We start from the raw sequence: 26,541 nt of genomic DNA, 5'->3' as shown, positions 1-26,541 counted from the left end.
ACGAAATTTGTTCTTCAAATTTATGTGGATGGCGCTTTATTTTTTCGAAGAGGTTACCGCCGTTTATTCAGTTGTAGATGGTGCGAGAGGATGAATATTGCATAAGCTACTTTATTCTTAGCGAATAACTTGAACAGTGTTCTTGGATTTAAACATAACAGTTATGGTATTTAAATGACCAGTTTACAAAACAAACAAGATTAACAAGAGTGCATAATACCTCTTGACATTTTTAGAAAAAAGATTAAAAATAGTAGGCGTGGAAGGTTGGCAGAGTGGTAATGCACCGGACTCGAAATCCGGCGAACCGGCTAACACCGGCGCGCAGGTTCAAATCCTGTACCTTCCTTATATACCAACAGTTAGACACGATTTAGGTCGTGTCTTTTTTGCTGTATTTTTACCCTAAAATATTTTTTGACTCCCCTTTTGGTACTCCTTTTATACTTTTACATACTCCTTTCATATGATTTTTGAATTTTCAAACATGATCGATTTTATGTATAAATAAAGTTCTCTGTAAAAATAAAGAGACAACAAGGGACAGCCTAGTTATTTCTTGCAATCAATCGTTATGACAGTCTTTGCAGCAGTGAGAACAACCATCGAAACTTTTGGATGTGTGGGTTGTGCTTGCTTGATGTAGGGCTTCTTCACATGTAGAAAATACGCCAATAAAAAGTGCATCTTCTGGACAATGCGTACATGAGATCACGTGGACTTCGTGATTTCCTCGATCATCTGTGTTTTTGTTAAAATAATAAATTGCCATCTCTATCTACCATCCTGATTTATTTCAACGTTTTGCTCGTTGATAATTTGATTATACTGGATGGTTGAGTGAGCATGAGGATTATTTTTTCACTATGATGGAATAGGTTGTTTTAAAAAATTCATGAAATAAGCAGGATAGAAGAAAAAATTTTATAAAAGTAGTGATTGCCCATTTTGATTTTTATGTTATCGGGGTTCCAGTGACTTTTTGGATTGCAATATGAAAATCGGTGACCTTCGTTTCTTGGGCAAACAATAAAAATTTATTTACAAGAAGATAAGCGCAGAAATCCAAATGGTGGTGTAGTCTTTTTTGGGTTGTGCGCTTGTTTTCTTGTATTCAAGTAATCTGTTCTCTTTTTTGATATAGATTTTCTATTTATCTGAAATCAACTAATATAGCCATGATTTTTTAAGGATTTTTGATGTTCGCAAGGTGTTCCAACGATCGTGAAAGGAGTTATTTTAGTCGTCGTCGTTTGGCCATTCCATTCATAGGCGTAATTTCTGCCACTCCAATTCGTGTCGCAAGCGAAACAGTGATATTCTACCTCTATTCGTCCAGTTGGGTCTTCTGCTTGAATCCAGCCGATTGACTGAGCGGTGCCATTCGTGATATTCGCTTGATTTAGATCCCAATCATAAGGATCTGAGCTAAAGGCGGTCAATGGTGTAGCAGGTGTATTTAATGCTTTTTCCAAAATTGGATCTTGTGTTTGTCCTTGTTCTGCAGGTGTTTGATTTACCAGCTGTTGATCATTTGAGCTTGTTGTTTCTGTTGTAGTTAATGAACGTTCGGTACTTTTTGTCTGTGAAGTATTCGTGGCTTCTTGAACTGTGGTGTTTTGGATTTCTGGTGCAAATAACGGGAATAGCATGATACCTAATATAAATGCTCCAATAATAGTTGTTACCCCTAACAATATCCCTAATAGTACTTTTCCGATTTTCATGTCGATCCTTCCTAACTTTAAAATAAAATATGTTCTTAAATTGAGCATCTCCGAAATTCGTTTTTTCGTCAAGTGATTTGATAGCAGGTTATAGTTATTGTATATTGATTTTTATTTCTTGAAATTTACCTATTCTGCAAAGTGAAGCAGGTAGTACAAAGAGATACTCAGTTATTTTCAAATGAAATAAAAGGTGAATATAAAGTTTTTTTATATATTGTGCTGAGTAATTCTCACTTCTACCAAACAGAATAACGTACTTTTTTTCTCGCATGATGATTTTCTTACATGCCGACGTAAAAGACAGTGATGGATAAAAGGTATCCTATCAAAGCGCAAACAACGAAGATTTTAGATTGAAATAAAAAATGAAATCGCTTGTTATTTTGAAGATATATGTCTACAAAAATCTCCCTATTTATGAATAACATGAAATATTTGTAAACTATAGGAGAATCCAGTAGCTTCCTAGGATAAAACATGTTAAATTAATTGTTGAGTCTACTTTTTTTAAAGATAGAGATTTTTCATTTTATTTGTTTTCATGTGACGAAATTGTAAGAGTGAAAATCATTCATTCTGAATGCCTTCCTGTGATAAGATTCATGTGGACATAATAATGGAATAGTAATTTTAGTAGGATGTGAAATAAATGTGCGGAATCGTAGGATTTGTTAATAACAAAGATAATAAAAAAGCAATCATCAATGACATGATGGATCGCATCATTCACCGCGGACCGAATAGTTCAGGTGAATACATTGATCGTGATGTGGCTTTGGGTTTTAGACGTCTAAGTATTATTGACTTAGAAGGGGGCACACAGCCCATTTACAATGAAGACCAAACAAAAATCATTATTTTTAATGGAGAAATCTACAACTATCAACCACTTAGAAAAGAATTGATCGATGCAGGTCATATTTTCAAAACTCATGCAGATACAGAAGTTTTATTACATGGCTATGAAGAATGGGGAACTGAGTTATTGCAAAAAGTACGTGGGATGTTTGCTTTTGCGATTTGGGATAATGAGAAAAAAGAATTATTCGGTGCAAGAGACCATTTTGGGATCAAACCGTATTACTATGCTGAAATGAACGGAACTTTGATGTTTGGTTCTGAAATCAAGAGTTTTTTACCACATCCAGATTTCAATAAAGAATTGAATCGGGAAGCATTGAAACCATATATGACGTTCCAATATTCTCCTTTAAATGGAGAAACGTTCTTTAAAGGCGTCTATCGTTTACCAGAAGGTCATTATTTCACTTACAAAGATGGCCACATGGATATCCAACAGTATTGGGATGCGAACTTTGAAGAAAAAGGCACACAAAGCCGTCAAGAATGGATCGATCAAATTGATGACACAGTGAAAGCATCGATCGAAGCACACACGATCAGTGATGTGGAAGTTGGCTCGTTCTTATCAAGTGGGGTCGATTCAAGTTATGTGACTTCTGTTTTGAAACCAGACCATTCATTCTCAATAGGCTTTGATGATAAAACTTATAATGAAGCAATCGAGGCACGTAAATTAACAGAAATGCTTGACTTGGATAACACCGCAGCTGTCATTGATGGAGACATGTCCTTTAAGGCTTTCCCTTTGATTCAATATCATTTAGATGAACCAGATTCTAATCCATCTTGTGTACCGTTGTATTTCTTAGCGAATCTTGCGGCACAAAGTGTACGAGTCGTTCAATCTGGCGAAGGGGCAGATGAATTATTTGCTGGCTATCAATCATATGGCTTCCACACAAATTCAAAATTTATCCGAGTGATTGCTCAAGGATTGAAAAAATTACCGAAAGGCACTCGCTATAACTTAGGTAGAAAAATCGGTAAGATGCGTAATTTCCATGGTAGGATCCATTTATATGAATCATTAGCGCCTGCCAAAGAATATTTTATCGGACATGCACGGATCTTTGAAGAAAACGAAGCGGCCAACCTGTTGACGCCAGAATTTCAACAAGCCCCAACAGTCAAAGAAATCATGGCAGAACATTATGCGAAAACTGAAGGAATCCAAGACGAGATCAACAAGATGCAATATGTTGACTTACACCAATGGATGCCAAAAGATATTTTGTTAAAAGCCGATAAACTTTCAATGGCAAGTTCACTGGAAGTGCGGGTACCACTTCTTGATATCGAAGTAATGAAATTAGCGCAACAAATCCCAAGTAAGTATTTATTGAATCAAAACAATACGAAAGATGTCTTTAGACAAGCTGCGAACAAGCATCTGCCTGAAGAATGGTCAAATCGTGTAAAACTTGGTTTCCCTGTACCGATCAAAGCTTGGCTGAAAGAAGAACATGGCTATCACCAAGTAAAAGAATTATTTGAAGCTGATTTTGCGAAAGAGTTCTTTGATCAAGCGAAAATCATCCAATTACTTGATGACCATCATGAAGGTAGAAGTGAAGAACAACGTAAGATTTGGACGATTTTCAGTTTCTTGACGTGGTACAAAGTTTATTTTGTGGATGAAACGATTCCTCAAGCTGAACCGATCCAATATGTAACAGTTTAGACGATCCAACGATGTTTCTATTGAACGCAAAAACGAAGAGTGCCGATCCATAATGGGTAGACTCTTCGTTTTTTTTTGCCGTAAATCGGAATGAGTTGATTTTTTATTCAAAGGGACGATAATATACAATCAGTAATGGACTTCTCGCTCGAATGTGCCATCTTTTTTATAGATCATTAAGGATGTTTCTTTATTACGAGCTACTTCTTTTCCTTTTTCAATGGCATCTTCTTTATGATCGAAGTGATTGCTTGCTTTTTCAGCGCCTTTAGAGCGAACGATCCAATGATCTTCTTCGAATTTGACTTCGACTGTGGCGTCTAATAATTTAGCTGCTCGCGGATTGCTATCATGCTTGTCATTTTTTTGTGGATTTTTCTCTTTTGAGAAAGCTTTCTTCTCTTTCTCATCTGCACTTTCCACCCATTCTTTCGCTTGACTGATTGCGATCGGGATTGCTCGATCATCAGGATAACCTTCATCTAAAAGCGCATTGCCGATATCGATTGCTTTCTTTTTGGTCAACTCTTCCAAGTTCTTCATGGCTGGTGGGAAATCTTTCATATTCCAAGGCATAGTTAACTCCTCCTAAAAGAATAATTGATTTTACTACTATAACAAGTGTAATCTCAACTTGGTAAAAAGAAAAATCATCTGTTTCAATTTTTCCTGAGCTTGTTTTTTGCTCGTCAAGTAGAACTACTTAACAAAATCGTCAAAAAGGCTAGCAATCTGATAAAAATCATGGTAAGATAATCAAGTCTGAGAGTCATCTTAGAGGATTCTAGTATAAATGGGAGGGAAAATCATGCGCGTAAACATTACTTTAGAGTGTACTTCTTGTAAAGAACGTAACTACCTAACTAACAAAAACAAACGTAACAATCCTGATCGTTTGGAAAAGCAAAAATATTGCCCACGCGAACGTAAAGTTACTTTGCACCGCGAAACAAAATAATATGTCTAAAAAAGTTTGGGTCTGTACCCAAGCTTTTTTATTTTTAGTATAATCAAGTAGTAGATGAAAGGAGCGAGTCAAAATGTTTATTTCCATGTGGGCCCAAGACAAGAATGGATTGATCGGTAAAGATGGGTTATTGCCTTGGCGTTTGCCAAATGATATGCGTTTTTTCAGAGAACATACGGTGGATCGTTTATTAGTGATGGGGCGTAAAACATACGAAGGCATGGGCGACCTATCTCTTCCTTATCGCCACATCATCGTGTTGACTACCCAAGAAGATTTTGAGGTCAAAGAAAATGCAGAAGTCATGCATTCGATCGATGAATTATTGGCTTTTGCTGAGACTGTTTCAGAAGATATTTATGTTTCTGGTGGAAGTCGGATCTTTCAAGAATTATTGCCCCAGACTGGGATTATTTGGCGAACACTGATCGATGGTGAGTTTGATGGAGATACGTATATTGGAGAGATCGACTTTAGTGATTTTGAACTAGCAGAAGAACATATCGGTATCACGGATCAAGAAAACCATTATGCGCATCGCTTCCAAAAATGGGTAAGAAAGTAAGTTCTGATCATTGATGTATAAAATGAATGAGTGAAAGAAATAAAGGGAGATGTTCAAGATCATGGGAGCATCTTTTTTTTGTCTTTTTTATTGAGAAACAGCTAAGTCAAGCGAGGGTTGCTCCTTAAGATTTAGCTGTTTTTTGTGTTGTATAAAGAACATATAAAGAAATTTCTTGAATATTAACACTATCTTTATAGTCCTTTGTCTATGATGAAAACAAAGGAGAGGAAGAAAATGGTCTTATTTTTAGGTTGTATCAGTATGATTTTGTTAGCTTATCTATTCTGGTTTTTATTTAAGGGGGAAGAGCAATGATGAGTGCAGTATTTCAAGGATTGTTTTTCTTTTTTATTCTACTTGTTTTAGCCGCACCTCTTGGGTGGTACATTAAGTTGATCATGACAGGGGAAACACCAAAATATGTACGTTTCATCCAACCAATCGAACGCTTTTTTTATCAATTGATTGGTCCTGAGAGTCAAAAGAAAATGACGGCGAAGCGCTATTTAGCGCATGTGTTGGGTGTTGGGATCTGTTCTTTGCTATTTTTAACGGGATTATTGATGGTCCAAGGTTGGCTTCCTGGCAATAATGGCGTGGAAAATCTGTCATTTGATTTAGCCGTGAATACAGCTGTTAGTTTTGTGACAAATACCAACTGGCAAGCTTACACGGGAGAATTGACACTTTCGAATACGACGCAAATGCTTGGTTTGACTGTTCAAAATTTCTTGTCAGCAGCTGTAGGTTTAGCAGTTCTTTGTGCATTGATCCGCGGCATCATCCAAAGGAAATCGAGCCAATTGGGCAATTTTTGGCAAGATCTAGTACGTAGTTTACTTTACATTTTTTTACCACTTTCATTGATTACTGCTGTACTTCTGATTTCCCAAGGCGTGGTTCAAACGTTTAGTCATGGGCTGTCTTACACTGGTCTATCAGGAGAATCTTTATGGTTGTATCTAGGACCTGTGGCCAGTCAAGTAGCTATCAAGCAATTAGGAACCAATGGTGGTGGATTTTTCGGTGCAAATTCCGCTCATCCATTTGAGAATCCGACGATCTTTTCTAATTTCATCGAGAATCTCGCCATCTTGTTGATACCTACAGCGTTGATTTTTGCGTTTGGTTATTGGGTCAAAGAATGGAAACAAGGTCGAACGATTTTGATCGTTTCGTTTGTTTTTCTTTTTGCAGCTTTTGTAGGTGTAGCAATTAGTGAATATCATGGGCCCGCTTTTACGGATGTACTGGGTTCGCTGAATATGGAAGGAAAAGAAGTACGCTTTGGTGTAGGTTGGTCAAGTTTATGGGCTGTTAGCACAACAGCGGCATCGAATGGATCAGTCAATGCAATGTTGGACAGTTTTACGCCTCTCGGTGGTGGTATCCCGCTTTTCTTGATGCAATTAGGGGAGATCATCTTTGGTGGTGTGGGTAGTGGCTTGTATGGCATGTTGGCATTTCTGCTGTTGACGGTTTTTATTGCCGGTCTACTTGTTGGACGTACGCCAGAATATTTAGGCAAGAAAATCGAGGCTTTCGACATCAAGATGGCTAGTTTAGTGATTTTGACGCCTGTATTATTGACTTTGTTTGGTACGATGGCAGTTTCACTGCATCCTGATGTTTTAACTTGGTTGACCAATAAAGGGCCTCATGGATTTAGTGAGTTGCTTTATAATGTGACTTCTCTAGCAAATAATAATGGGAGTGCATTTGGTGGGGTGACGGCAGATACACCGTTTCTAAATCTTTTAGGAAGTGTCTTGATGTTGTGTTCTCGCTACATTCCGATCGTTGCTATTTTGTTCTTGGCTGAAAACATGGGAAGGAAGAAAACGATCGCGATCAATGATGGAACACTTTCAACAACGAATGGCACATTCATCTCCATGTTGATGATCGTTATCCTTGTTGTCGGAGCATTGAGCTTTTTACCAGCGTTGGCGTTAGGTCCGATCGCTGATCATTTTACCTTAAGTTAGAAGGAGCAAAATCAAATGAAAACTATTTATGTATGGGCAATCAAAGAAGCCTTTGTCAAATTAGACCCAAGACAACAAATCAAAAACCCAGTGATGTTCATGGTCTACATCGGAGCGATCTTAGCGACGATCCTTTGTTTTGAACAAACAACGGTGCCTTTATGGTTTACTATAACGATCACCTGTTTGTTATGGATCACCTTGTTGTTTGCAAATTTTGCCGAAGCAGTGGCAGAAGGTCGCGGAAAAGCGCAGGCAAATAGCTTGAAGCAAGCAAAAAAAGAAGTGATCACTTATAAGATCAATCGCTTAGAAGACATTGAAAACCAAGAATTTATTGAGATCAAATCTTCTGATCTCAAAAAGGGGGATCTGATTTACGTAGTATCGGGTCAACAAATTCCAGCGGATGGTGATGTAATCGAAGGAGCTGCTTCAGTGGATGAAAGTGCCATTACAGGGGAATCAGCACCAGTGATCCGTGAATCAGGGGGCGATCGAAGTGCCGTTACTGGTGGGACGACGGTGGTTTCTGATTACTTGGTGATCCGTGTGACATCCGAAAATGGACACTCCTTTTTAGATCAAATGATTTCGATGGTGGAAGGGACACAACGAAAGAAAACCCCGAATGAGATCGGGTTACAAATCTTTTTGATCACGTTAACGATCATCTTTTTAGCGGTCTCTGTTAGTTTAGTTCCTTTTACCGAATTCAGTAGTCAGCTGTCAGGTAAAGGGGCGCCGATTGCGACGATCGTTGTCATTGCTTTATTCGTATGTTTAGCGCCAACGACGATCGGTGCATTGATTTCATCGATCGGGATTGCTGGAATGAGTCGGTTAACGAAAGAGAACGTGATCGCAATGAGTGGTCGTGCCATCGAAGCAGCGGGAGATGTTGATGTATTACTGTTAGATAAAACAGGAACGATTACTTTAGGAAATCGTCGGGCAAGTGAGTTTTTACCTGTCAATGGCGTCACAGAACAACAATTAGCTGATGCAGCACAGCTCTCATCTTTGGCAGATGAGACGGCAGAAGGCCGCAGTATTGTCATTTTAGCTAAAGAAAAATTTGCTTTGCGAGAACGCATTTTTGAAAAATCTGAAGTGAAATTCATTGATTTTAGTGCGCAAACCCGCATGAGCGGCATGGATTATCGTGGCGATCAGATTCGTAAAGGTGCCGCAGATACGATCAAGAAATATGTGCAGGCACGTGGTGGACAGTATCCAGAAGAATGTGATCAAATCGTCGCAAAAGTTGCCCAAGCTGGCGGAACTCCTTTGGTGGTTGTAAAAAATGATCAAGTGATGGGGGTCATTTATCTCAAAGATATTGTAAAAAATGGTGTACAGGAAAACTTCGCAGATATGCGTAAAATGGGGATCAAAACTATCATGATCACAGGAGACAATCCTTTGACAGCAGCGGCGATTGCGGCTGAGGCGGGGGTCGACGACTTTCTTGCAGAAGCAACACCTGAAAATAAAATGGATCTTATTCGTGACTATCAAGAAAAAGGCCATCTTGTAGCAATGACAGGGGATGGAACGAATGATGCGCCAGCATTAGCACAAGCGGATGTGGCAGTGGCGATGAATACAGGGACACAAGCAGCAAAAGAAGCGGGCAATATGATCGATTTAGATTCTAGTCCAACGAAGCTATTGAAGGTCGTACGTATCGGTAAACAATTATTGATGACTAGAGGTGCTTTGACCACGTTTAGTATTGCAAATGACGTCGCAAAATATTTTGCTGTGATCCCAGTCTTGTTTTATGGGATCTATCCCGAATTGGCCCAGTTGAATATCATGGCACTAGGTAGTCCTCTTACAGCGATTTTATCGGCTGTTATCTATAATGCAGTGATTATTGTCGCATTGATTCCTTTAGCGTTAAAAGGAGTCAAGTATACAGAAAAACCTGCCAGTCAAATTTTACGACACAATCTATTGGTATATGGATTAGGCGGTTTAATTGCCCCATTCATATTCATCAAACTGATCGATCTCGCTTTGAGCTTTTTCTTGATATAAAAAGAAAGACATTTTACAGAAAGAAGGAATTCACCTATGAAAAATATCCTTAGAGCACAGCTTAGTTTTTTATTCCTCAGCATACTACTCCTTGGTGGGCTATACACCTTCGCTGTTACTGGTATCGGTCAACTTTTCTTTGCCCAGCAAGCCAATGGTAGTCAGAGAGTTGTTTCAGGGAAGGTGGTCGGCTCTTCGTTGATTGGACAATCCTTTCAACAGGCAGCTTATTTTAATGGAAGAGGGCAAGACGTGACCCAACTTTCACCAACCTCATCGGAGCAAAAGAAATTAGTAGAAGATAAAACAGAATTGGCACAACAAAGCAATCAAACTACGGAGATCCCAATCGATCTAGTCACAAACTCTGCAAGCGGTGTTGATCCGCATATCAGTGTGGCAGCCGCAGAAAATCAAGTCTCTCGTATCGCTAAAGAGCGGGGACAAGACGTTGCCAAAATTCGTGCTATAATACAGGAAAAAGCACAGAAAGATTGGTTTTCAGATCGAATGTTTGTCAATGTGCTTGAATTGAATCTGTCACTTGATAACATGTAGGTGGCAGAGGGGTTAGGAGAAACAAAGATGGAAAGACAGGATGTTTCAGAAATGTTACACCAGCGTGAAAAAAGGCGAGGACGTCTACGGGTTTATTTTGGCTTTGCGGCGGGAGTCGGCAAGACTTATGCGATGCTGGCGGAAGCACAAGAGCTTAGCGTACTAGGTAAAGACATTGTGGTTGGCTACATCGAACCTCATGATCGCCCGGATACGAACCAATTATTAGAAGGATTACCACAGATTCCTTTAAAAGAAGTTACGTATAAGGGGCTGACTTTGAGTGAACCTAATATCGATGCTATTATCAAACGTCAGCCAGAGATCGTTTTGATCGATGAATTAGCCCATAGTAATGCGCCAGGATCAAGAAATCGCAAGCGATATCAAGACATCGAAGAATTATTGAATGCAGGAATCAATGTCCATACGACGATCAACGTCCAACATATTGAAAGCTTGAATGATATCGTTGAAGAAGTGACTGGGATCGAAGTAAAAGAAACGGTTCCGGATACGTTTTTCCAACAGGCGACATTGAAGGTCATCGATGTGGAACCAGATGAATTGATCGATCGTTTAGCGCAAGGGAAAATCTATGCGGATGAAAATGCAAAACGCGCCTTGCAGCACTTCTTTATTCCTAAAAAATTGGAACAGTTACGAGGTCTAGCGATCCAACGGGCTTCGGATCATATCAATCGTGTGATTGGTAAAACAAATGGTGTCCAAAGTAAATTGATCACGATCGTTCAAGATGCTTTCCCTAAAATGGCTGAGAAAAGTATTCGGTGGACTGCTCGGTTAGCTCAAGGCTTGGGGGCAGAATGGATCGTGCTATACATTCGTTCCGATGATCGTTTACAAGGGACGAATGACTTAGCGGAGAAACTTGGCGCAGAAGTCGTGGTGATCGAGGAGGATCATTCATTTGAAACGATCGTCGAATATGCTAAACTGGTCGGCGCAACCGATTTGATCATCGGTAAAAATTTGGCGAAACCGTGGACGGAGCGATTGTTTTCAGAAGAGCTGGATGTACGACTGCTCAAACGATTGCCAGAAACTGAACTTCACTTGATTCCTTATAAAGAAAAACGTTCAACCATCCTTTCCCATTCCAAGAAACTAGTGGAAGGGGGAGGAAAAGATTTTGCGATTTCATTGATCTGTGTGTTCGTAGCAACGCTCTTGACTGAAGTGATGCAATATCTTCACTTTGGAGAACAAAACTTGATGTTGGTGTACATTTTCTTTATCTTACTTGTTGCCCGTTTGACCTCTGGCTATTTTTGGAGCGCATTATCTTCTATTTTAAGTGTCTTGGCTTTCAACTGGTTTTTTGTCGAGCCACTGTATTCCTTGACCGTATATAAACAAGGCTATCCGATTACTTTAGTCATCATGCTGATCGTTGCACTGATGATCAGTAATTTGATGGTTCGTCTGAAAAAACAGGCTGTCCATGCCAGAGAAAAAGAACAACAGATGGAAATTCTGTATGAACTGAACAAGCAATTTGTTTTAGCAGAAGACCAGCAACAAATCGTTGAATTATCTGCCACTTATTTAGGCAGACTATTGGATCGGGAAGTGATTTTCTTTGATAAACATGCCATCAAGCAAAGTCAATACACACCAAAAGATGCCCCATTTTTACTCGATCATCCAGAAGAAGCGGCAGTGGCTTATTGGACGGCTAAAAATCAAAAAGATTCAGGTTATGGAACTGATACATTAAGTGGCGCAAAAGGTTTTTATTTACCGATTGTCGCAAATGGGAAGACGTTAGCTGTTTTAGGGATTCGTCGCAGTCGCGGGCTTCCGATCGAGGATAGTCAATTGAACTACTTACGGTTAGTGTTGACCCAGCTTGCTGTTATCTTAGAGCAAACAGAGCTTAAGAATGAAAAAGAACAAATCGAGTTAGAAAATGAACGTGAAAAAGTTCGCAGTAATTTATTACGTGCGATATCCCATGATTTGCGTACGCCATTGACTGCAATTTATGGGATTGCAGAAACACTCTTGCAAACAGATGAAGAGCTGAAACAAGCGACGCGCCAAAAATTGCTGACCGATATCCAGACAGAATCCCAATGGTTGATTCGCATGGTGGAGAATCTGTTGTCGATCACACGGATCAATATGGACACAATGCAAGTGAAAAAAACAACAGAACCGATTGAGGAAATCATTGAAGCAGTCTATGAACATGTCACAAAAGTTTATCCTGACAAGGAATTATTGGTCCATTTACCGACAGCGGTTTTATTTGTCGAAGTTGACCCTATCTTGATTGAGCAAGCGATGTTCAATCTGGTGGAAAATGCGTTTCGTCATGGATCAACACAAGGTCAAGTAGAAGTCAGCGTGTTCCAAGAGGGAGAACAGGTCATTTGTGAAGTAAAAAATGAGGGTGAAATCTCATTGAAGCAATATGAAAAAATCCAGATGAATCTATCCAATGAAGAAGAAGTACCAATCGATTCAAAAAATGGTCTTGGCATTGGATTAAGTATTGTCAAAACCATCATCCATGCCCATAATGGGAAATTAGAGATGGCTGTATCAGAAGGGAAAACAGTGGTTCGCATCTATTTGAACAAGAGTGAGGAGGTGACGTTACATGAGAAAAGTACTATTGATTGAAGATGACCCAACGATCACTGATTTTATGGAAGTCGTGTTGGCAAAAGAACATTATCACGTTACGATTGCCACAACTGGCATGGAAGCTTTGCATGTGTTCCAAGAAGATTCCTTTGACTTGATTTTGCTCGATTTAGGTTTGCCAGATATTGATGGCATCGAATTATTGAAAATCATTCGTAAACGACTGGCTACACCGTTGATCGTGATCTCTGCGCGAAACAACGAGCATGAAAAAGTCAAAGCCCTTGATCTCGGTGCTGATGATTACGTCACTAAGCCTTTTGGGATGAATGAATTACTTGCTAGGATCAGAACCGCTTTTCGTCATCGTAAACAAGAGGAATTACCTTCAGTCATCACCAATGGGGAATTGTCTTTGGACACAGAAAGCCAGCTGTTAACCAAAGCAGGAGAACCGATCCATCTCACTAAGAATGAATATCGCATTTTGCTCGTATTATTCCAACACCTTGGGAAGGTCGTCACTTATCGCGTATTAACATCAGAAGTTTGGGGGCCTTACGGAACAGATTCCCAAGTGTTGCGAGTGAATATGTCAAACATTCGGAAAAAAATCGAGAAAAATACCATTCGTCCAGAATATTTAATCACTGAGATCGGAGTTGGCTATCGGTTACGTGATTACCGAAATTCTTAGTAAGTGACAAACAAATTGAACATCGAAAAAAACGACAATCACCGAAGAATTTTACCTCTTGGTGATTGTCGTTTTTTGATGTGCTGTTTACCAGCTAGCACACTGAACACTTCTTTTATTTACAGCTCAAGCCAAATTGTGGTTTTCACGCTTTTACTTTAGCTCGCCTTTGATATCATCGATCATTTGACGACTAGCGATTGGTCCATTATATAACCAGCTAGAAGTTGGACCAAATTCGAATACTTGACCCGCTTTGACTGCTTTCAGATTTTGCCAAGTGGGCTCGTTGAACATCGCTGCTTGTTCATCACTATTGACTAAGATGATATAGTCTGCGTCTAATTCAGCTAATTTTTCTGATGAAACAGCTGACCAATCAGAGGTTGCCTCCTTTGATACTTCTTCTACTAAAGATGGTACACCGAATTGTAGATCTTCATAAACGATGCGACCGCTTGAACGATTCTGGCTGACCATAAAGGCAGAGTTGTTCGTGATCCATAAGACAGCCGCTGTTTTTCCATCAATCTGATCACTCAATTCTTCGCGTGTTTCTTTCGCGTAATCTTGATAATCTTGAATGATTTCCTCTGCTTTGTCCTCTTTATTCAATACTTTGCCAATGTCTTGCAACTGTTCTTCCCATGTAACATCGGTACCATTTTTAACAACATAGGTTGGAGCAATTTTACTATATTGCTCGTATTTGCCGCCTTCAACAGTGGCTGAAGAAGAAATCAATAATAAATCAGGTTCAAAACTTAACACATTTTCATAGGGTAGATCATAGGAGATAGTTGGGACATCTTTCAGATCATCTTGTAAATAATCTTGGATCGAACCACTGCCGACTGTCCATTGAGCAACCGGGGTTTCACCTAACGCAACAAGATAATCCTCTAAATAACTGCCGATGATCCGCTTGGGTTGGTTAGGTATTTCAACTGAATGTCCTAATGTATCTGTCAAGGTATGCGTACCATTATCAGCAGTAGTCGATGATGCAGTTGTTTCTTCGGTTGTGGATGAGCCTGGCGAGCAAGCACTAAGTAATCCCACCAAAAGTAATGCGCTAGAGATTGTGAATAGTTTATTTTTAAGTCTCATGTCTTTCCTCCGATCGTAATTGAGAATGTTTCTCAATTGCTATTATTCCCCAAGAAAAGGGCGCTGTCAACTCTTTTTACTAACGTAAACGACGAAATTTGTGCTTGACGAATTTGTGAAGTACCGTCATAATTGAGAATGATTTTCAATGAGAGGGGGAAGTATATGTCTAGATTAAATGCAGTTGAAATTACTACCGGTTACCCCAACAAAACGATAATTGAAAATTTGTCTGTCGCTATACCAGAAGGGAAAATCACCAGTTTGATTGGCCCGAACGGCAGTGGAAAGTCTACACTATTAAAAAGCTTTACCCGCATACTTCCTGTAAAAAACGGTAAAATATTAGTCAACGATCGTGACTTGACGACCTATCATTCGAAAGAACTAGCTCGGAAACTTGCCTTACTAGCCCAAACGAGTGAATACCCATTAGGAATGACAGTCGAAGAAGTCGTTTCTTACGGTAGATATCCTTATCAAAAACTATTCAGTGGCATGGATGATCAAGATCTGCAGGCCATTGAGTGGGCATTGACAGCGACGGATCTGATCTCGCTAAAAGATCGAGACTTAGCGAGTTTATCCGGAGGTCAAGCCCAACGAGTCTGGATTGCGATGGCGTTAGCTCAAGAAGCAGATATCTTGATCCTTGATGAACCAACAACTTTTTTAGATCCTGCGCATCAACTGGAGATCTTAGATCTGCTGAAAGAAATCAACCGAATGAAAAAAACAACGATTTTGATGTCGATCCATGACATCAATCATGCCTCCCGCTTTTCCGATTATTTAGTCGCAATGAAAGAAGGGCGATTAATCGTCAATGGGACCCCAGAACAAGTCATCACGAAAGAATGGATGAGAGAGATTTTTGAGATCGAAGCACAAATCGTTCAATTACCTGAAACAAATAAACCTGTCTTTTTAACATATGATCTCATCAAGAAACCGGAGGGAAAATGATGAGGAAAGGGAAAAAAATAAATACCCTATGGCTGCTTCTGTTATTGGCAATCATTGTCTTCTTTTTTGCTTTGTATAATGGTGCTTCTACAGTTAAAGGCAATGAAGTCTGGCAGGCGTTGTTCCAGTTCGATCCAACTGATCAAGCCCAGCAGATCATTCGTAATATCCGTCTGCCTCGGGTCATCGGAGCATTTGTCGTGGGCAGCTGTTTCGCCCTCAGTGGCGCTTTGATGCAAGGGGTAACGCGAAACAACTTGGCAGATTCAGGATTGTTAGGGATCAATGCAGGTGCGTCGTTAGCCATGGCATTTAGCTTTGCTTTTTTACCTAAAGCTTCGCCGTTTTCAATTTTTCTACTATCATTGCTCGGGTCGTTGATCGTGACGATGACGGTTCTAGGTTTCTTTAGTTTTTCAAAAATCGGACTCAGCACCATGCAGATGATTTTAGCCGGTGTGGCGATCAGTTCTTTTTTTACGGCAATCAGCCAAGCACTGACCCAGTTATTTAATCTACAACAAGATTTGACTTTTTGGTTTGTTGGCGGTGCGGCTAATATTACTTGGCAACAGTTGCTCGTTCTTTCTCCTATCTATTTATTGGCGGTTATTGCCTCTTTTCTATTAGGAAAGTCGATTTCCTTGATCCATTTGAGTGAATCCCATGCGATCGCCTTAGGAGGACATCCACAGCGCACACGGGTACTGGTTTTCATCTTTGTTTCGATCTTAGCAGCGTTAGCTGTTTCTTTAGTTGGGCCCGTCTCTTTTATTGGTTTGATGGTTCCACCTGTTGTTCGTGGCTTTGTCGGTACGGATTATCGGTATGTCTTGCCAGCTTCATTTATCGCTGGGGGAATCTTAGTCATGTTAGCAGACTTTGTGGCACGAATGATCAATCCACCTTTTGAAACACCATTTGGCTTAGTCATCTCTTTGATCGGTGTCCCTTTCTTATTAGTACAAGTTAGGAGGGAACGCGTGTGAAAAAAATATATTGGGGGATTGGCCTGTTACTATTTTTATGGCTTGTGACTGCGGGAATCAGTTTAATGATCGGTACACCGTTTCTTTATATTGACCAATTGATCGATGTCGCACTTGGTAGAGGAACACAGGTCCAACAATTGGTTCTGACAGAATTTCGCTTGCCACGCCTATTGATCAGTTTATTCGCAGGTTCCTGTCTAGGAATCGCTGGCTATCTTTTGCAAGGAGTAACTAGAAACCCATTAGCCGATTCAAGTATTTTAGGCATCAATTCCGGTGCAGGCTTTTTCGTGATGCTATATTTAGGCTTTTTTACTAGCCATGCGTCACCTTTCTTGTTGCTTTTTGTTGCCTTTCTAGGCGGCACGCTTGCTGCATGTCTAGTCTATTTTGTGGCATATCAGCGTTCGGGACAAGTGGCGATGAATCGCTTGCTCCTTTCAGGTATCGCTGTAAATGCCGGCTTTTCTGCGGCAATGTTATTAAGTACGATAAAGATATCAAAAGAAAATTATGGCTTTGTAAACGCTTGGTTAGCAGGTTCGATATGGGGCGCCAGTTGGCCTTATGTCACTGCCTTTTTGCCATGGGTACTTATTCTGATCCCTTTAGCGTTTTTCTATAGTCGCAGGATTGGTCTTTTATCCTTTGGACCAGAACGTGCGCAAAGCTTAGGACTGAATGTGTCACGAAGTCAGTCAGTTTTATTACTGCTTGCTGTTGGTTTAGCCTGTGGCAGTGTGGCTGTCGCAGGTAGCTTGTCCTTTGTGGGGTTACTCGCACCGCATGCTGCCAAAATCATTGTACGTAAAGAAAATCAATGGGCACTCCTATTCAGTGGTTTGTTCGGAGGATTATTTGTCAACATTGCTGATATTCTTGCGCGCGTCATTTTACCCGATGGAGAAGTACCAACAGGAATCCTGATTGCTGTCTTGGGTGCGCCGTATTTTCTTTATTTATTATTTTACATTCAGAAGAAACAACTATCTGTATAAGAGAAGAGCAGAATGTTGGGATTGGGAAACACTGAAGGAGATTTTGCCTTCAGTGTTTTTTTGTAGATTGAGAAATACCTTCAACAATTAGATAGGAAATAAAGTAACAAGACCTATCTAATACAATTCTCACCCACCGAGAGGTTATGTATTGTTATAATGAATATGTAAGCGTTCTATCTAAACATTATGGTAAAGGAGGAAGTTATGGCCACATTCAGCAGTAATTCTCAACAAGCCCAACAGTCCACTTCAAGAATCACCAGTGCAACCAGCCCTTTAAACCAAGCATCATCGCTTCAAAATGACACACGCACCACGCTAATTGGCAATCAAGACATTCAAAGTAGCATAACGTCCGCTAAAAACTCAGCCAATCAAATTGCCTCAGCCATCTCAGGCGCTGCTAATCAATTGCAAACTGCTGCTCAAGGATTTTCTACACTAGACACTCAGTTAAGTCGAGATCTTTTTAAGGAGAGACGCTAATGAATCAATGGACAAATCTTGATACCGAGGAAACGTTGCTGCAAGCAAAAAGAGAAGAACAGGAAAAGAAAATGAAACAACTTGATGCCTGCCGTTCAGATTACCAGAATCACTTTAAAGAAATCGGAAACTTCTTATTTCGATTACAATTGTCTTACCAGAAATCGAATACCTTTACGTCCATCGAAACATTCACCTCGGAGTTTTCACATCAAAGTAGGCGATTGATGAATGGCTTTGATGAATGCCAACATTACGAAATGATCCAACAACAAAAAATCACGCAAAAGCTTGATGAGATTAGCTTTGAGAAAAGAAAAATTTTGTTGGAGGATCAAAACACATGAGTATCGATATGTATCTTTCGGATTCCTTAGCCCAAGCCACGAGCGCCAGTCACTTCTGCCAAAAACAAGTCACTGATTACCAAAATCTCCAACAAGCCATCACTCAATTCACTTTACAAACGCCCAATCTCCAAGGGAAAACCTACGACGCTGCGAAAGCCTATTTTTCCCAAGTACTTTACCCACTCGTCCAAGGAGGAATCTTACTCTCCGAAGCGGTCGAAAAAGCAGCAAAACGATTTCCACAGGAATACATAAATCAAGTTGATTCCATCAGCTTGAAACAATCCGAATTAGAAGCACAGATTCGCCAAATGAATCAGTATATCACTCAAGCCGAGGGAATAAGACAATTGCTTCTTTCACCTCATATGCCAGAAGAACATCAAAGCTTTCAACTCAGTCAGAATACGTTGTTACTCACGATGTATCATGATTTGAAACACAAACTGGAAGAAAAACTCCAAAAACTCTTAGCTTACAACCAAAGCTCCGCGCAATTTTTTACAGAAATCAAAAGTCTCGAACAAGCAGTCAATCAAGGACTTGCTCAAACGAAAACTGCTTGGAATAGCCAAACGAAAACATTCTCTATGCCAAAAGATTTGTCCTGGACAACTACGATCCAAGACAAATGGCAACAAGCAGACAACGAGAAAAAAGGCATCGATCCAACTAAAAACAAAGAACTAGAAAAGTACAACGTCTATGCTCTCATTATTCACGATAACGAGGGCAACCCACGTGTCTTTTGGAAAATCGAAGACAAGCAATCAGGCTACGGCATCGTGAATCCCGAGCTGTATCAATATGTCACGAAAGTAGGTCACTACTTAGACCCTGAACTGATCCAATTCATGACGTACGATACCTACCAAGAGAAAGTCAATGCAGCATGGCGTCAAGGTGTCAATTACGAAACCGGCGAAAAACTAGACCCACTCTTAGGCAGTATTGTCTCTACCTCGCAATACGTCAAAGACGGCTACACATGGATCAATGAATCCGAACTCGGTCAAGCCTTGATGGTATTAGGCTTTACTTACGCCTCATACAAAGTATTGACGACTACTGGTGTGAAACAGGTGGAGAATGGTAAGATTGAGGAGGTGGGTGGTGGAAATATACCAAAGCTATCCACGCTAACTGAAGCAGAGAAACTTAAAATTGCAAATCAATATAAGAAAACAGCACCTATAGATATTCCTGATAACGTAAAAATTAATGCCAAGACAATGAATGCTGGTTATGAACAGATTACTTATAAGTGGAATGATGGTGAATTTAAGTATGAAGTGAGGTGGCATACAAGAACTCCAGGAGCACCTGTAGAACAGGGCAATACATGGGTTATCCAAAGAATACTACCTGGAAATGGAGGGAACAAGCCCCAAAATTTTTTCAAAATTGGTGATAATGAATGGGTAGAAGCGTATAAATGGTATGATGCTATAAATGCAAGAAAAAAAGGAAATGCTACTACAGAACAAATTATAATTTTGGAAAAAGGTCATTGGAAGGAGTGAATGGTATGATTGACAATAAGTTTTATGAAGGTTTTGAAGGAGAAGCAGAGCTTTCTTTTGTAGCTGATGGCAATAAACTTATAATTTGGAACGGGTATTTTGATACAATTTTAGATCACTTATTAGATTGTAATTTAGAAAAAAAGGGGATTTTGAAAGAATACTTTCATCATGAGGGATGGTATGATGATTCACCGTGGTTAATCAAAGATAAATCCCTTATTATTGAACAATTAAAATGTTTTGATATCAACAAAATCAATCAAACCTCAATGAAAGATAGCTTGGAAGAAGTAGTTCAAGCAATTGTTTTATTTTTAGAACACAATTACTTAAGTAAAATCTATATCAACTACGAATAATAAAAGATAGAAATTATAGATGGTAAAAATTCTCTATTCATGAATTATTAAGTTGAAAATTGAAAAACAAATATAAACAAAAAAATCATTCGCATCACTAGTGTTCATCTAGTCTGTGAATGATTTTTCTTCTGCCGTATACATCAAGAAAGAGTAAACTTTATTCATCGATTCCACATAAACTATAATGATTTTCAGTGTTATCTAACGAATGAATGATTGACGATTGTTAACATCAAATGGGGATAGATCGATGTCCTAACTAAAATTAGACAGAACAAATCCAAAAATCTAAAAAGTTAAATTGCTATTTTCTCCGTTTTCCGCTACCATTTTAACAGAAGGTAGGCAGGTGATTATTTGGGACACGAAAAGCAGAAAAAAGAACAGCTCCGTCAATTTGGCATTAATGAACTTAAAAAAATTGCTGCAAGTGGCTATAAAAAAGAAAAAGAACAAAAAATCTATAAGCAATTGTTTGCAACCGAGTATTGGAAACAGGCGCAAGTCATCGGTATAACTCTTTCAAATGAATTTGAAATAGATACACGACCGTTGATCGAACAAGCGAGAGCTTCAGGGAAAATCGTTGTGATCCCTAAGACATTGCCGAAACGTCAAATGGCATTTTATGAGTTCTCTGAGAACACAGTATTGGAACGTTCAAGTTTTGGTGTGTTAGAACCTGTTTCAACGCATCTTTATGAGGCAACGATGATCGATTTATTGATCGTCCCAGGAATCATCTTTCATCCAGATGGGTACAGAATCGGTTTTGGTGGAGGGTACTATGATCGCTATCTGAAAGAGTATCCGCATCAAACGTGCAGCTTGACGTTCAAAGAGATGATTCATAATGATTGGGAACCAGAAGACTTTGATAAGAAAATCCAACATTTATTGAACGACTAAAAAAACAAGGGGGTATATATGAAAGTAAATCGGCAGCAACAATTCAAATTAAAATCTTGGCTCGATGGGCCATTTTTAACACAGATTTTTTTAGTGATCCAAACAATCGTCTTTTTCGCAATGGAGGTATTACCTGGTAATAGCGTGGCTTTTGAACTAGGCATGTCTGGCCAGCATATTGCCTACCTACATGAATGGTGGCGTTTGATCACACCAATATTTATTCATTTTGGGATGATGCATTTTGTACTGAACTCTGTCGTCTTGTATTTTATGGGTTCACAAATCGAAACGGTATACGGTCATTGGCGCTTTTTCTTGATTTATTTACTTAGTGGTATCATGGGAAATGTGACCAGTTTTGCCTTCAATGAAATGAATGTGTTATCTGGTGGGGCAAGTACATCGCTTTTTGGTTTATTTGGTGCATTATTTGTTCTAGGTATTCATTACAAAAATGATTATGTGGTAAAACAGCTGGTACGCCGTTACATGATATTCATTGTTTTTTCTTTTATATTCGGTATATCAGATACCTCAGTGGATATCTGGGGACATGTGGGTGGCTTGATCGGAGGTTTCCTGATAGGGAATCTATTAGGATTACCAAATCGATCCAATGATTACTCGATCCATCATCGTATTATATCGTCGATCGTTTTTCTCTTTCTTTTTATAATATGTGTTTTAGTGGGTTTAAAAAATTATGGAATACTTGTATAATGTGAAGGAAGTGCTTTAAATGGAAAGCTTATACGACGTACAACAGCTATTCAAGAGGTTTGGTATCTATATTTATGTGGGCGCACGGATTTATGATATTGAATTGATGACGATCGAATTACGTAAGCTTTATGATAATCATTTGATCGATCACGAAACATATATGACTGCGTGGCACATCTTAAAAAGAGAACACCGAATCGAAGAGAGCAGAAAGAAAGGAATTTGATCATGGACAAAAAAATTATTGGGATTGATTTAGGTGGAACAACAGCAAAATTTGCGATCTTGACACCTGACGGAGAAATTCAACAGAAATGGAGTATCGATACCAATATTTTGGATGATGGCAAACACATTATTCCTGAAATCATTGAATCTATCAATCATCGTCTGAACTTATACGGTATGAAAGCTGAAGACTTTATCGGTATCGGTATGGGGACACCAGGGACAGTCGACAGCAAAGCTGGTACAGTGATTGGTGCGTACAATTTAAACTGGCGCGAGCTTCAATTTGTCAAAAAAATGATTGAAGAAGGAACGGGCATCAAATTTGCCATCGATAATGACGCCAATGTCGCAGCACTAGGCGAACGTTGGAAAGGTGCAGGCGAAAATGATCCTGATGTCGTATTCATCACTCTAGGTACAGGTGTTGGTGGCGGTATCGTGGCGGATGGTCATTTACTTCATGGTGTGACTGGAGCCGCTGGAGAAGTAGGACACATTACGATCGATCCAAATGGATTCGAATGTACTTGTGGCAAACGTGGTTGTTTAGAAACTGTCTCAAGTGCGACAGGTGTCGTTCGAGTGGCCCGTCATTTGGCAGAAGAATATGCCGGTGATTCACGCTTGAAAGCGATGCTTGATAATGGTGAAGAAGTAACAAGTAAAGATGTTTTTGAATTAGCAGAAGCAGATGATCCATTTGGTTTGATGGTGGTCGATCGTGTCTGTCTATATCTAGGACTAGCTTGCGGGAATTTAGGAAACACGTTGAATCCATCAAGTATTGTCATCGGTGGAGGTGTATCAGCTGCGGGAGAATTTTTACGCAGTCGTGTGGAGAAATACTTCAAAGAATTTACCTTCCCACAAGTGAGAGAATCAACAAAAATCAAATTAGCTGAATTAGGAAATGAAGCAGGCGTCATCGGTGCTGCCTCATTAGCCTTGAAATATGCTGAATAAAGTGGAGGCACGACATGGTTTTATGGATTATTAACATCATTTTATTACTGATCATCTTAGCTATCGTATTTTGGGAAGTTTACTTACGAGTAATGGCTAAACGTTCTGCAACAATGCTTGAAGAAGAAGAATTTCGTGAAGGAATGCGTCGTGCACAAGTCATCGATGTTCGTGAAAAAGATGTCTTTGACGCGGGTCATATTTTAGGCGCTAGAAATATTCCTTATACAGTGCTAAAAAATTCACTTGGTTCGATTCGTAAAGACCAACCGGTTTATATTTATGATCAAAAGAAAAGTTTGAGTATTCGTACAGCTAACCAACTGCGTAAAGCAGGCTACCAAGATATCTATATCTTAAAAGGTGGCTATGATGGTTGGTCAGGTAAAATCAAAAGTAAAAAAATCTAACGAGGAGTCTTGTACTTCTTATGTTACTTTAGTAGCAACAAGAATAAGAGCGGTTATTCGCTCTTTTTTCTTGTTGTTTTTTCTTATTGCAGAAAAATTATGCTATGATGGAATGAGAGGATATAACAAAGGTAGTCAGCACCAAGTATTTTCCTAAATTCGGTTTTTTGATTTACGGATGTGATTTGGAAATCAGTTGTTCACAGAATGAAAAACATGAAGAACTGTTGCTCCTTAGTGAGTTAGCCAAGTAAATCATTGTAGCGCGTATTGAGTGAAATCAAGAGAAAAGATGCGTGATAACCAAGCAAATACATATAGGTAGGTGGATAGATGAGAATTGGGATCATCGGGGCAGGTCCTCGTGGACTTAGCATGTTAGAGCGTTTACTCTATAATCAACAAGAAGAAGATATTGAGATCCTCCTTTTTGATCCAAGTGGAATCGGTGGCAAGGTTTGGCGAGTCGATCAGCCAAAAGAAGTACTGATGAATTCATTGGCGTCACAAGTGACGATGTTTACGGATGAGACATTAAGTAGTGGCGGCGTGGTCGCTAACGGAGTGAATCTTTATCAATGGGCGAAAGAATTTGCTCCTTCTTATCTTAGTAAGACAACTATCAAAGAAAAAGAAGCGTTTTTGTGTGAAGCAGCTAATTTATTAGAAAACCAACCAACAAGTCGTCGCTTTTTTGGCGTCTATCTCCAATGGTTTTACGCGCGTCTACAAGAACGATTTTCTGATCGTTTCAATTATATACAAGAATTAGTCATCGAAGCCACCAAGAAAGAGAAACAATTCATTCTACAAACTAAAGACGAAGCCTATGTGGTGGACCATCTGATCCTAGCAACGGGTCATTGGGAACATGAACGAACGTCAGAAGAAAGACAATTAAGTGAGTATGCGGCTGAGCATCACTTATTTTACCAAGGACCAGCTAATCCAGCCGATGTTGATTTATCGATGATACCTGCCCAAGAACCGGTGTTTGTTCGGGGGTTAGGACTCTGTTTTTTCGATTATATCGGTTTGTTGACACAACAACGAGGCGGTCGCTTTGAAGAATTGGAAGGTCGATTGGTTTATCGTCCGTCGGGAGAAGAGCCTATCGTCTATTGTGGCTCTCGGCGAGGGTTACCTTACTATCCCCATGGACGCAACCAGAAAAAAGTTGGCGAGGTGGCACAGCCAGTTATTCTGACGCAAGAACGATTAAATACGTACTATCGGACCCAAAAACTGACTGGACAAGATTTCTTTGCGGACTTAAAAAAAGATCTCGAATTGTTCTATTATAAAAAAGTGATTGAGGAACATGGGTTGTCGATTGCTCTCAGCGAATTTCAAGAAGTCTTTCTTGGAGCTACAGAAAAGGAATGGCTGCAAAAATATCCTGCATTAGCAAACCATTTGTGGTCTTGGAACCTACTTGATCACTTGACCGACCACACGTTACCCTATCCACAAATGAGTCGGAGATATATCGAAGATCAAATCAATGAAGCGCAAAAAGGGAATGTGGACGGTCCATTGATTGCGACGTTGGATGCATTGAAAGATTGGCGAAACATGGTGCATCAAGCAATGCTATGGGAAGTTTTTTCTGCAAAAGAATATAAAGAAGTATTGTGGCAATGGTTCAATACGTTTGATGCTTTTTTTACTATTGGTCCGCCTTTACGAAGAACCCAGGAATTAGCAGCATTGATCGATGCAGGGATATTCCATTTGGTGGAACCTTCTTTTACTGTAGTAGGAAAGGACAAAGGATTTTACCTCGAACGAGAAGGGCTTTCAAGTAGCTATCTAATTGAGGCACGATTACCAAAAAATGACTTACGAACAACGAGAAATCCAGCCTTGATCAGTCTACGTGATGCCCAGGTCCTTCAGCCATTCCAGTTGCATGATCCAAGTGGCGATTTCGTTTCTGGTGCGGTAGCGATCGAACGAGAAAGTTCACGTGTGATCGATGCACATGGGGAAGTACAAAACAATTTGTATTGTATCGGCATCCCAACAGAAGGGGTAGAATGGTTAACGGCCTCCGTTCCGAGACCCCATGTCGATTTTTGGAACCTTAGACAAATCGATCGTATCGCACAACTGATTTTAGCTGAAGAATCATAAAAGAACGTTCTTTCAGGAGAGTGGGACATTAGTTCTCTCCCACCACCTAAAACCGAATAAACGGCGGGAACAGAAGTAACCTCTTCAGAAATAAGGCGCCATCCACAAAAATTTGAAGAACAATTTTCGTGGATGGCGCCTTATTTCTCTAGGCTAAACACTTCTGTCCCGACCTCTTGTAGGAACGTTCTTTTTGGATAGCACGAGGGAGATAGAAGAAACCTGACTGTGCTATTCGTCAGCTTCCATTTCTATCGTAACTTAAAAATGTGAGTTTTAGAAAAAACTTGTTAGAAATAAAAAAACCCAAAAAATTGAAGAACAATTTTTGGGTTTTTCGTTTTTGAAGCTGAATGCTTCAATCACTCGTTCTTATCGTGATACACGTTTTCTCATTGCTTTTTTACGATTTTCTTCAATCATTGCTTCTTTTTCGTCGATTGGGTCGATGACTGTTTTCTTCACAGAAGTTACTAAACCAGCCACAGCTGCTACAGTAGCCAAGCTACCTACTAAGATACCTGATACAAATTTTTTCATAATGATTCACCTCATTTATCTATTTGACACTTCTATTATGAAGCAAAACAAGGAAAAACGCTAGTCTTTCGTTTTTTTATTTGAAACCCTTTACAATAAATTCTTGAAAAAATTTACT

Annotated in this window: 26 protein-coding genes and 1 tRNA gene; 23 read left to right on the top strand and 4 right to left on the bottom strand. The window is 39.5% G+C overall.

Annotation, left to right across the window (positions count from 1 at the left end; all coding sequences use genetic code 11):
• Positions 1–261 precede the first annotated feature (261 nt).
• Positions 262–349, top strand: a tRNA-Ser gene (locus tag IGJ00_RS09890).
• An 814-nt stretch (positions 350–1,163) separates the two neighbouring features.
• Here the strand turns inward: IGJ00_RS09890 and IGJ00_RS09885 are convergent.
• A complete protein-coding gene (locus IGJ00_RS09885) occupies positions 1,164–1,727 on the bottom strand; it encodes a hypothetical protein (RefSeq protein WP_086334835.1) in 564 nt (187 codons plus the stop codon).
• A gap of 652 nt (positions 1,728–2,379) precedes the next feature.
• Between IGJ00_RS09885 and asnB the strand changes: the two genes are divergently transcribed.
• A complete protein-coding gene (gene asnB, locus IGJ00_RS09880; RefSeq protein WP_071868009.1) occupies positions 2,380–4,275 on the top strand; it encodes an asparagine synthase (glutamine-hydrolyzing) in 1,896 nt (631 codons plus the stop codon).
• 129 nt (positions 4,276–4,404) lie between these two features.
• Here asnB and IGJ00_RS09875 read toward each other — a convergent pair whose 3' ends face one another.
• Entirely contained in the window at positions 4,405–4,851 is a 447-nt protein-coding gene (locus IGJ00_RS09875) for a DUF2188 domain-containing protein (RefSeq protein ID WP_010735127.1), read from the bottom strand.
• Between the two features lie 217 nt (positions 4,852–5,068).
• Between IGJ00_RS09875 and rpmG the strand changes: the two genes are divergently transcribed.
• The 7 genes from rpmG to IGJ00_RS09840 all read left to right on the top strand — a co-directional run bounded on the left by rpmG (position 5,069) and on the right by IGJ00_RS09840 (position 13,715).
• Positions 5,069–5,233: a 50S ribosomal protein L33 gene (gene rpmG / locus IGJ00_RS09870; protein ID WP_373865805.1), complete on the top strand. Its 165-nt coding sequence runs from the start codon at positions 5,069–5,071 to the stop codon at positions 5,231–5,233.
• Positions 5,234–5,315: 82 nt separating this feature from the next.
• Entirely contained in the window at positions 5,316–5,807 is a 492-nt protein-coding gene (locus tag IGJ00_RS09865; RefSeq protein WP_086334834.1) for a dihydrofolate reductase, read from the top strand.
• A gap of 314 nt (positions 5,808–6,121) precedes the next feature.
• Positions 6,122–7,798 carry a potassium-transporting ATPase subunit KdpA gene (kdpA, locus tag IGJ00_RS09860; protein WP_438844380.1) on the top strand — a complete coding sequence of 559 codons (1,677 nt, stop codon included), beginning with the start codon at positions 6,122–6,124 and terminating at the stop codon, positions 7,796–7,798.
• A 15-nt stretch (positions 7,799–7,813) separates the two neighbouring features.
• Positions 7,814–9,844 carry a potassium-transporting ATPase subunit KdpB gene (kdpB, locus tag IGJ00_RS09855; RefSeq protein ID WP_086334832.1) on the top strand — a complete coding sequence of 677 codons (2,031 nt, stop codon included), beginning with the start codon at positions 7,814–7,816 and terminating at the stop codon, positions 9,842–9,844.
• 36 nt (positions 9,845–9,880) lie between these two features.
• On the top strand, positions 9,881–10,402 hold the full coding sequence (locus IGJ00_RS09850; RefSeq protein WP_071868013.1) for a potassium-transporting ATPase subunit C: 522 nt from the start codon (positions 9,881–9,883) through the stop codon (positions 10,400–10,402).
• A gap of 27 nt (positions 10,403–10,429) precedes the next feature.
• On the top strand, positions 10,430–13,054 hold the full coding sequence (locus tag IGJ00_RS09845; RefSeq protein WP_438844379.1) for a DUF4118 domain-containing protein: 2,625 nt from the start codon (positions 10,430–10,432) through the stop codon (positions 13,052–13,054).
• On the top strand, positions 13,032–13,715 hold the full coding sequence (locus IGJ00_RS09840; RefSeq protein WP_074800804.1) for a response regulator transcription factor: 684 nt from the start codon (positions 13,032–13,034) through the stop codon (positions 13,713–13,715). Before IGJ00_RS09845 ends, IGJ00_RS09840 begins: the two co-directional genes overlap by 23 nt.
• 153 nt (positions 13,716–13,868) lie before the next feature.
• Here IGJ00_RS09840 and IGJ00_RS09835 read toward each other — a convergent pair whose 3' ends face one another.
• Positions 13,869–14,825 (bottom strand): iron-hydroxamate ABC transporter substrate-binding protein, encoded by a 957-nt coding sequence (locus tag IGJ00_RS09835; protein WP_438844378.1) that lies wholly within the window; start codon positions 14,823–14,825, stop codon positions 13,869–13,871.
• A gap of 165 nt (positions 14,826–14,990) precedes the next feature.
• On the opposite strand from IGJ00_RS09835, the gene IGJ00_RS09830 reads away from it, so the two are divergent.
• The 14 genes from IGJ00_RS09830 (at position 14,991) to IGJ00_RS09765 (ending at position 25,883) form a co-directional block, all read left to right on the top strand.
• On the top strand, positions 14,991–15,791 hold the full coding sequence (locus IGJ00_RS09830) for an ABC transporter ATP-binding protein (protein ID WP_023519886.1): 801 nt from the start codon (positions 14,991–14,993) through the stop codon (positions 15,789–15,791).
• Positions 15,791–16,780, top strand: a complete 990-nt coding sequence (locus IGJ00_RS09825) for a FecCD family ABC transporter permease (protein ID WP_195514505.1) — start codon at positions 15,791–15,793, stop codon at positions 16,778–16,780. The genes IGJ00_RS09830 and IGJ00_RS09825 overlap by 1 nt, the downstream gene beginning before the upstream one ends.
• Positions 16,777–17,781 carry a FecCD family ABC transporter permease gene (locus tag IGJ00_RS09820; protein ID WP_074800798.1) on the top strand — a complete coding sequence of 335 codons (1,005 nt, stop codon included), beginning with the start codon at positions 16,777–16,779 and terminating at the stop codon, positions 17,779–17,781. Before IGJ00_RS09825 ends, IGJ00_RS09820 begins: the two co-directional genes overlap by 4 nt.
• Before the next feature lie 207 nt (positions 17,782–17,988).
• Positions 17,989–18,270: a TIGR04197 family type VII secretion effector gene (locus IGJ00_RS09815; protein ID WP_086334828.1), complete on the top strand. Its 282-nt coding sequence runs from the start codon at positions 17,989–17,991 to the stop codon at positions 18,268–18,270.
• Positions 18,270–18,617, top strand: a complete 348-nt coding sequence (locus tag IGJ00_RS09810) for a DUF3958 family protein (RefSeq protein WP_086334752.1) — start codon at positions 18,270–18,272, stop codon at positions 18,615–18,617. Before IGJ00_RS09815 ends, IGJ00_RS09810 begins: the two co-directional genes overlap by 1 nt.
• The gene (locus tag IGJ00_RS09805) at positions 18,614–20,143 is read left to right on the top strand and encodes a transposase (RefSeq protein WP_161642531.1); all 1,530 of its coding nucleotides are present in this window, start codon (positions 18,614–18,616) and stop codon (positions 20,141–20,143) included. The genes IGJ00_RS09810 and IGJ00_RS09805 overlap by 4 nt, the downstream gene beginning before the upstream one ends.
• Positions 20,144–20,148: 5 nt before the next feature.
• The gene (locus IGJ00_RS09800) at positions 20,149–20,505 is read left to right on the top strand and encodes a hypothetical protein (RefSeq protein WP_065096500.1); all 357 of its coding nucleotides are present in this window, start codon (positions 20,149–20,151) and stop codon (positions 20,503–20,505) included.
• 360 nt (positions 20,506–20,865) lie between these two features.
• Positions 20,866–21,417 carry a 5-formyltetrahydrofolate cyclo-ligase gene (locus tag IGJ00_RS09795; RefSeq protein ID WP_065096499.1) on the top strand — a complete coding sequence of 184 codons (552 nt, stop codon included), beginning with the start codon at positions 20,866–20,868 and terminating at the stop codon, positions 21,415–21,417.
• 18 nt (positions 21,418–21,435) lie between these two features.
• Positions 21,436–22,140 carry a rhomboid family intramembrane serine protease gene (locus IGJ00_RS09790; protein ID WP_065096498.1) on the top strand — a complete coding sequence of 235 codons (705 nt, stop codon included), beginning with the start codon at positions 21,436–21,438 and terminating at the stop codon, positions 22,138–22,140.
• A gap of 19 nt (positions 22,141–22,159) precedes the next feature.
• The gene (locus IGJ00_RS09785; protein WP_065096497.1) at positions 22,160–22,369 is read left to right on the top strand and encodes a YqgQ family protein; all 210 of its coding nucleotides are present in this window, start codon (positions 22,160–22,162) and stop codon (positions 22,367–22,369) included.
• A 2-nt stretch (positions 22,370–22,371) separates the two neighbouring features.
• The gene (locus IGJ00_RS09780; protein ID WP_438844377.1) at positions 22,372–23,337 is read left to right on the top strand and encodes an ROK family glucokinase; all 966 of its coding nucleotides are present in this window, start codon (positions 22,372–22,374) and stop codon (positions 23,335–23,337) included.
• A 14-nt stretch (positions 23,338–23,351) separates the two neighbouring features.
• Positions 23,352–23,747: a rhodanese-like domain-containing protein gene (locus IGJ00_RS09775; RefSeq protein ID WP_010735146.1), complete on the top strand. Its 396-nt coding sequence runs from the start codon at positions 23,352–23,354 to the stop codon at positions 23,745–23,747.
• Positions 23,710–23,904 carry a hypothetical protein gene (locus tag IGJ00_RS09770; RefSeq protein ID WP_130029277.1) on the top strand — a complete coding sequence of 65 codons (195 nt, stop codon included), beginning with the start codon at positions 23,710–23,712 and terminating at the stop codon, positions 23,902–23,904. Before IGJ00_RS09775 ends, IGJ00_RS09770 begins: the two co-directional genes overlap by 38 nt.
• 176 nt (positions 23,905–24,080) lie before the next feature.
• On the top strand, positions 24,081–25,883 hold the full coding sequence (locus IGJ00_RS09765) for an FAD/NAD(P)-binding protein (protein WP_438844376.1): 1,803 nt from the start codon (positions 24,081–24,083) through the stop codon (positions 25,881–25,883).
• Positions 25,884–26,255: 372 nt separating this feature from the next.
• Here the strand turns inward: IGJ00_RS09765 and IGJ00_RS09760 are convergent, their stop codons facing one another.
• Complete coding sequence (locus tag IGJ00_RS09760) at positions 26,256–26,423, bottom strand: DUF3042 family protein (RefSeq protein WP_010735150.1); 168 nt, start codon at positions 26,421–26,423, stop codon at positions 26,256–26,258.
• Positions 26,424–26,541: the final 118 nt, after the last annotated feature.

It is taken from the genome of Enterococcus sp. AZ062 (genome assembly GCF_051715065.1).
Lineage (GTDB): Bacteria > Bacillota > Bacilli > Lactobacillales > Enterococcaceae > Enterococcus_B > Enterococcus_B mundtii.
This window is presented reverse-complemented; position numbering and strand designations above follow the sequence as displayed.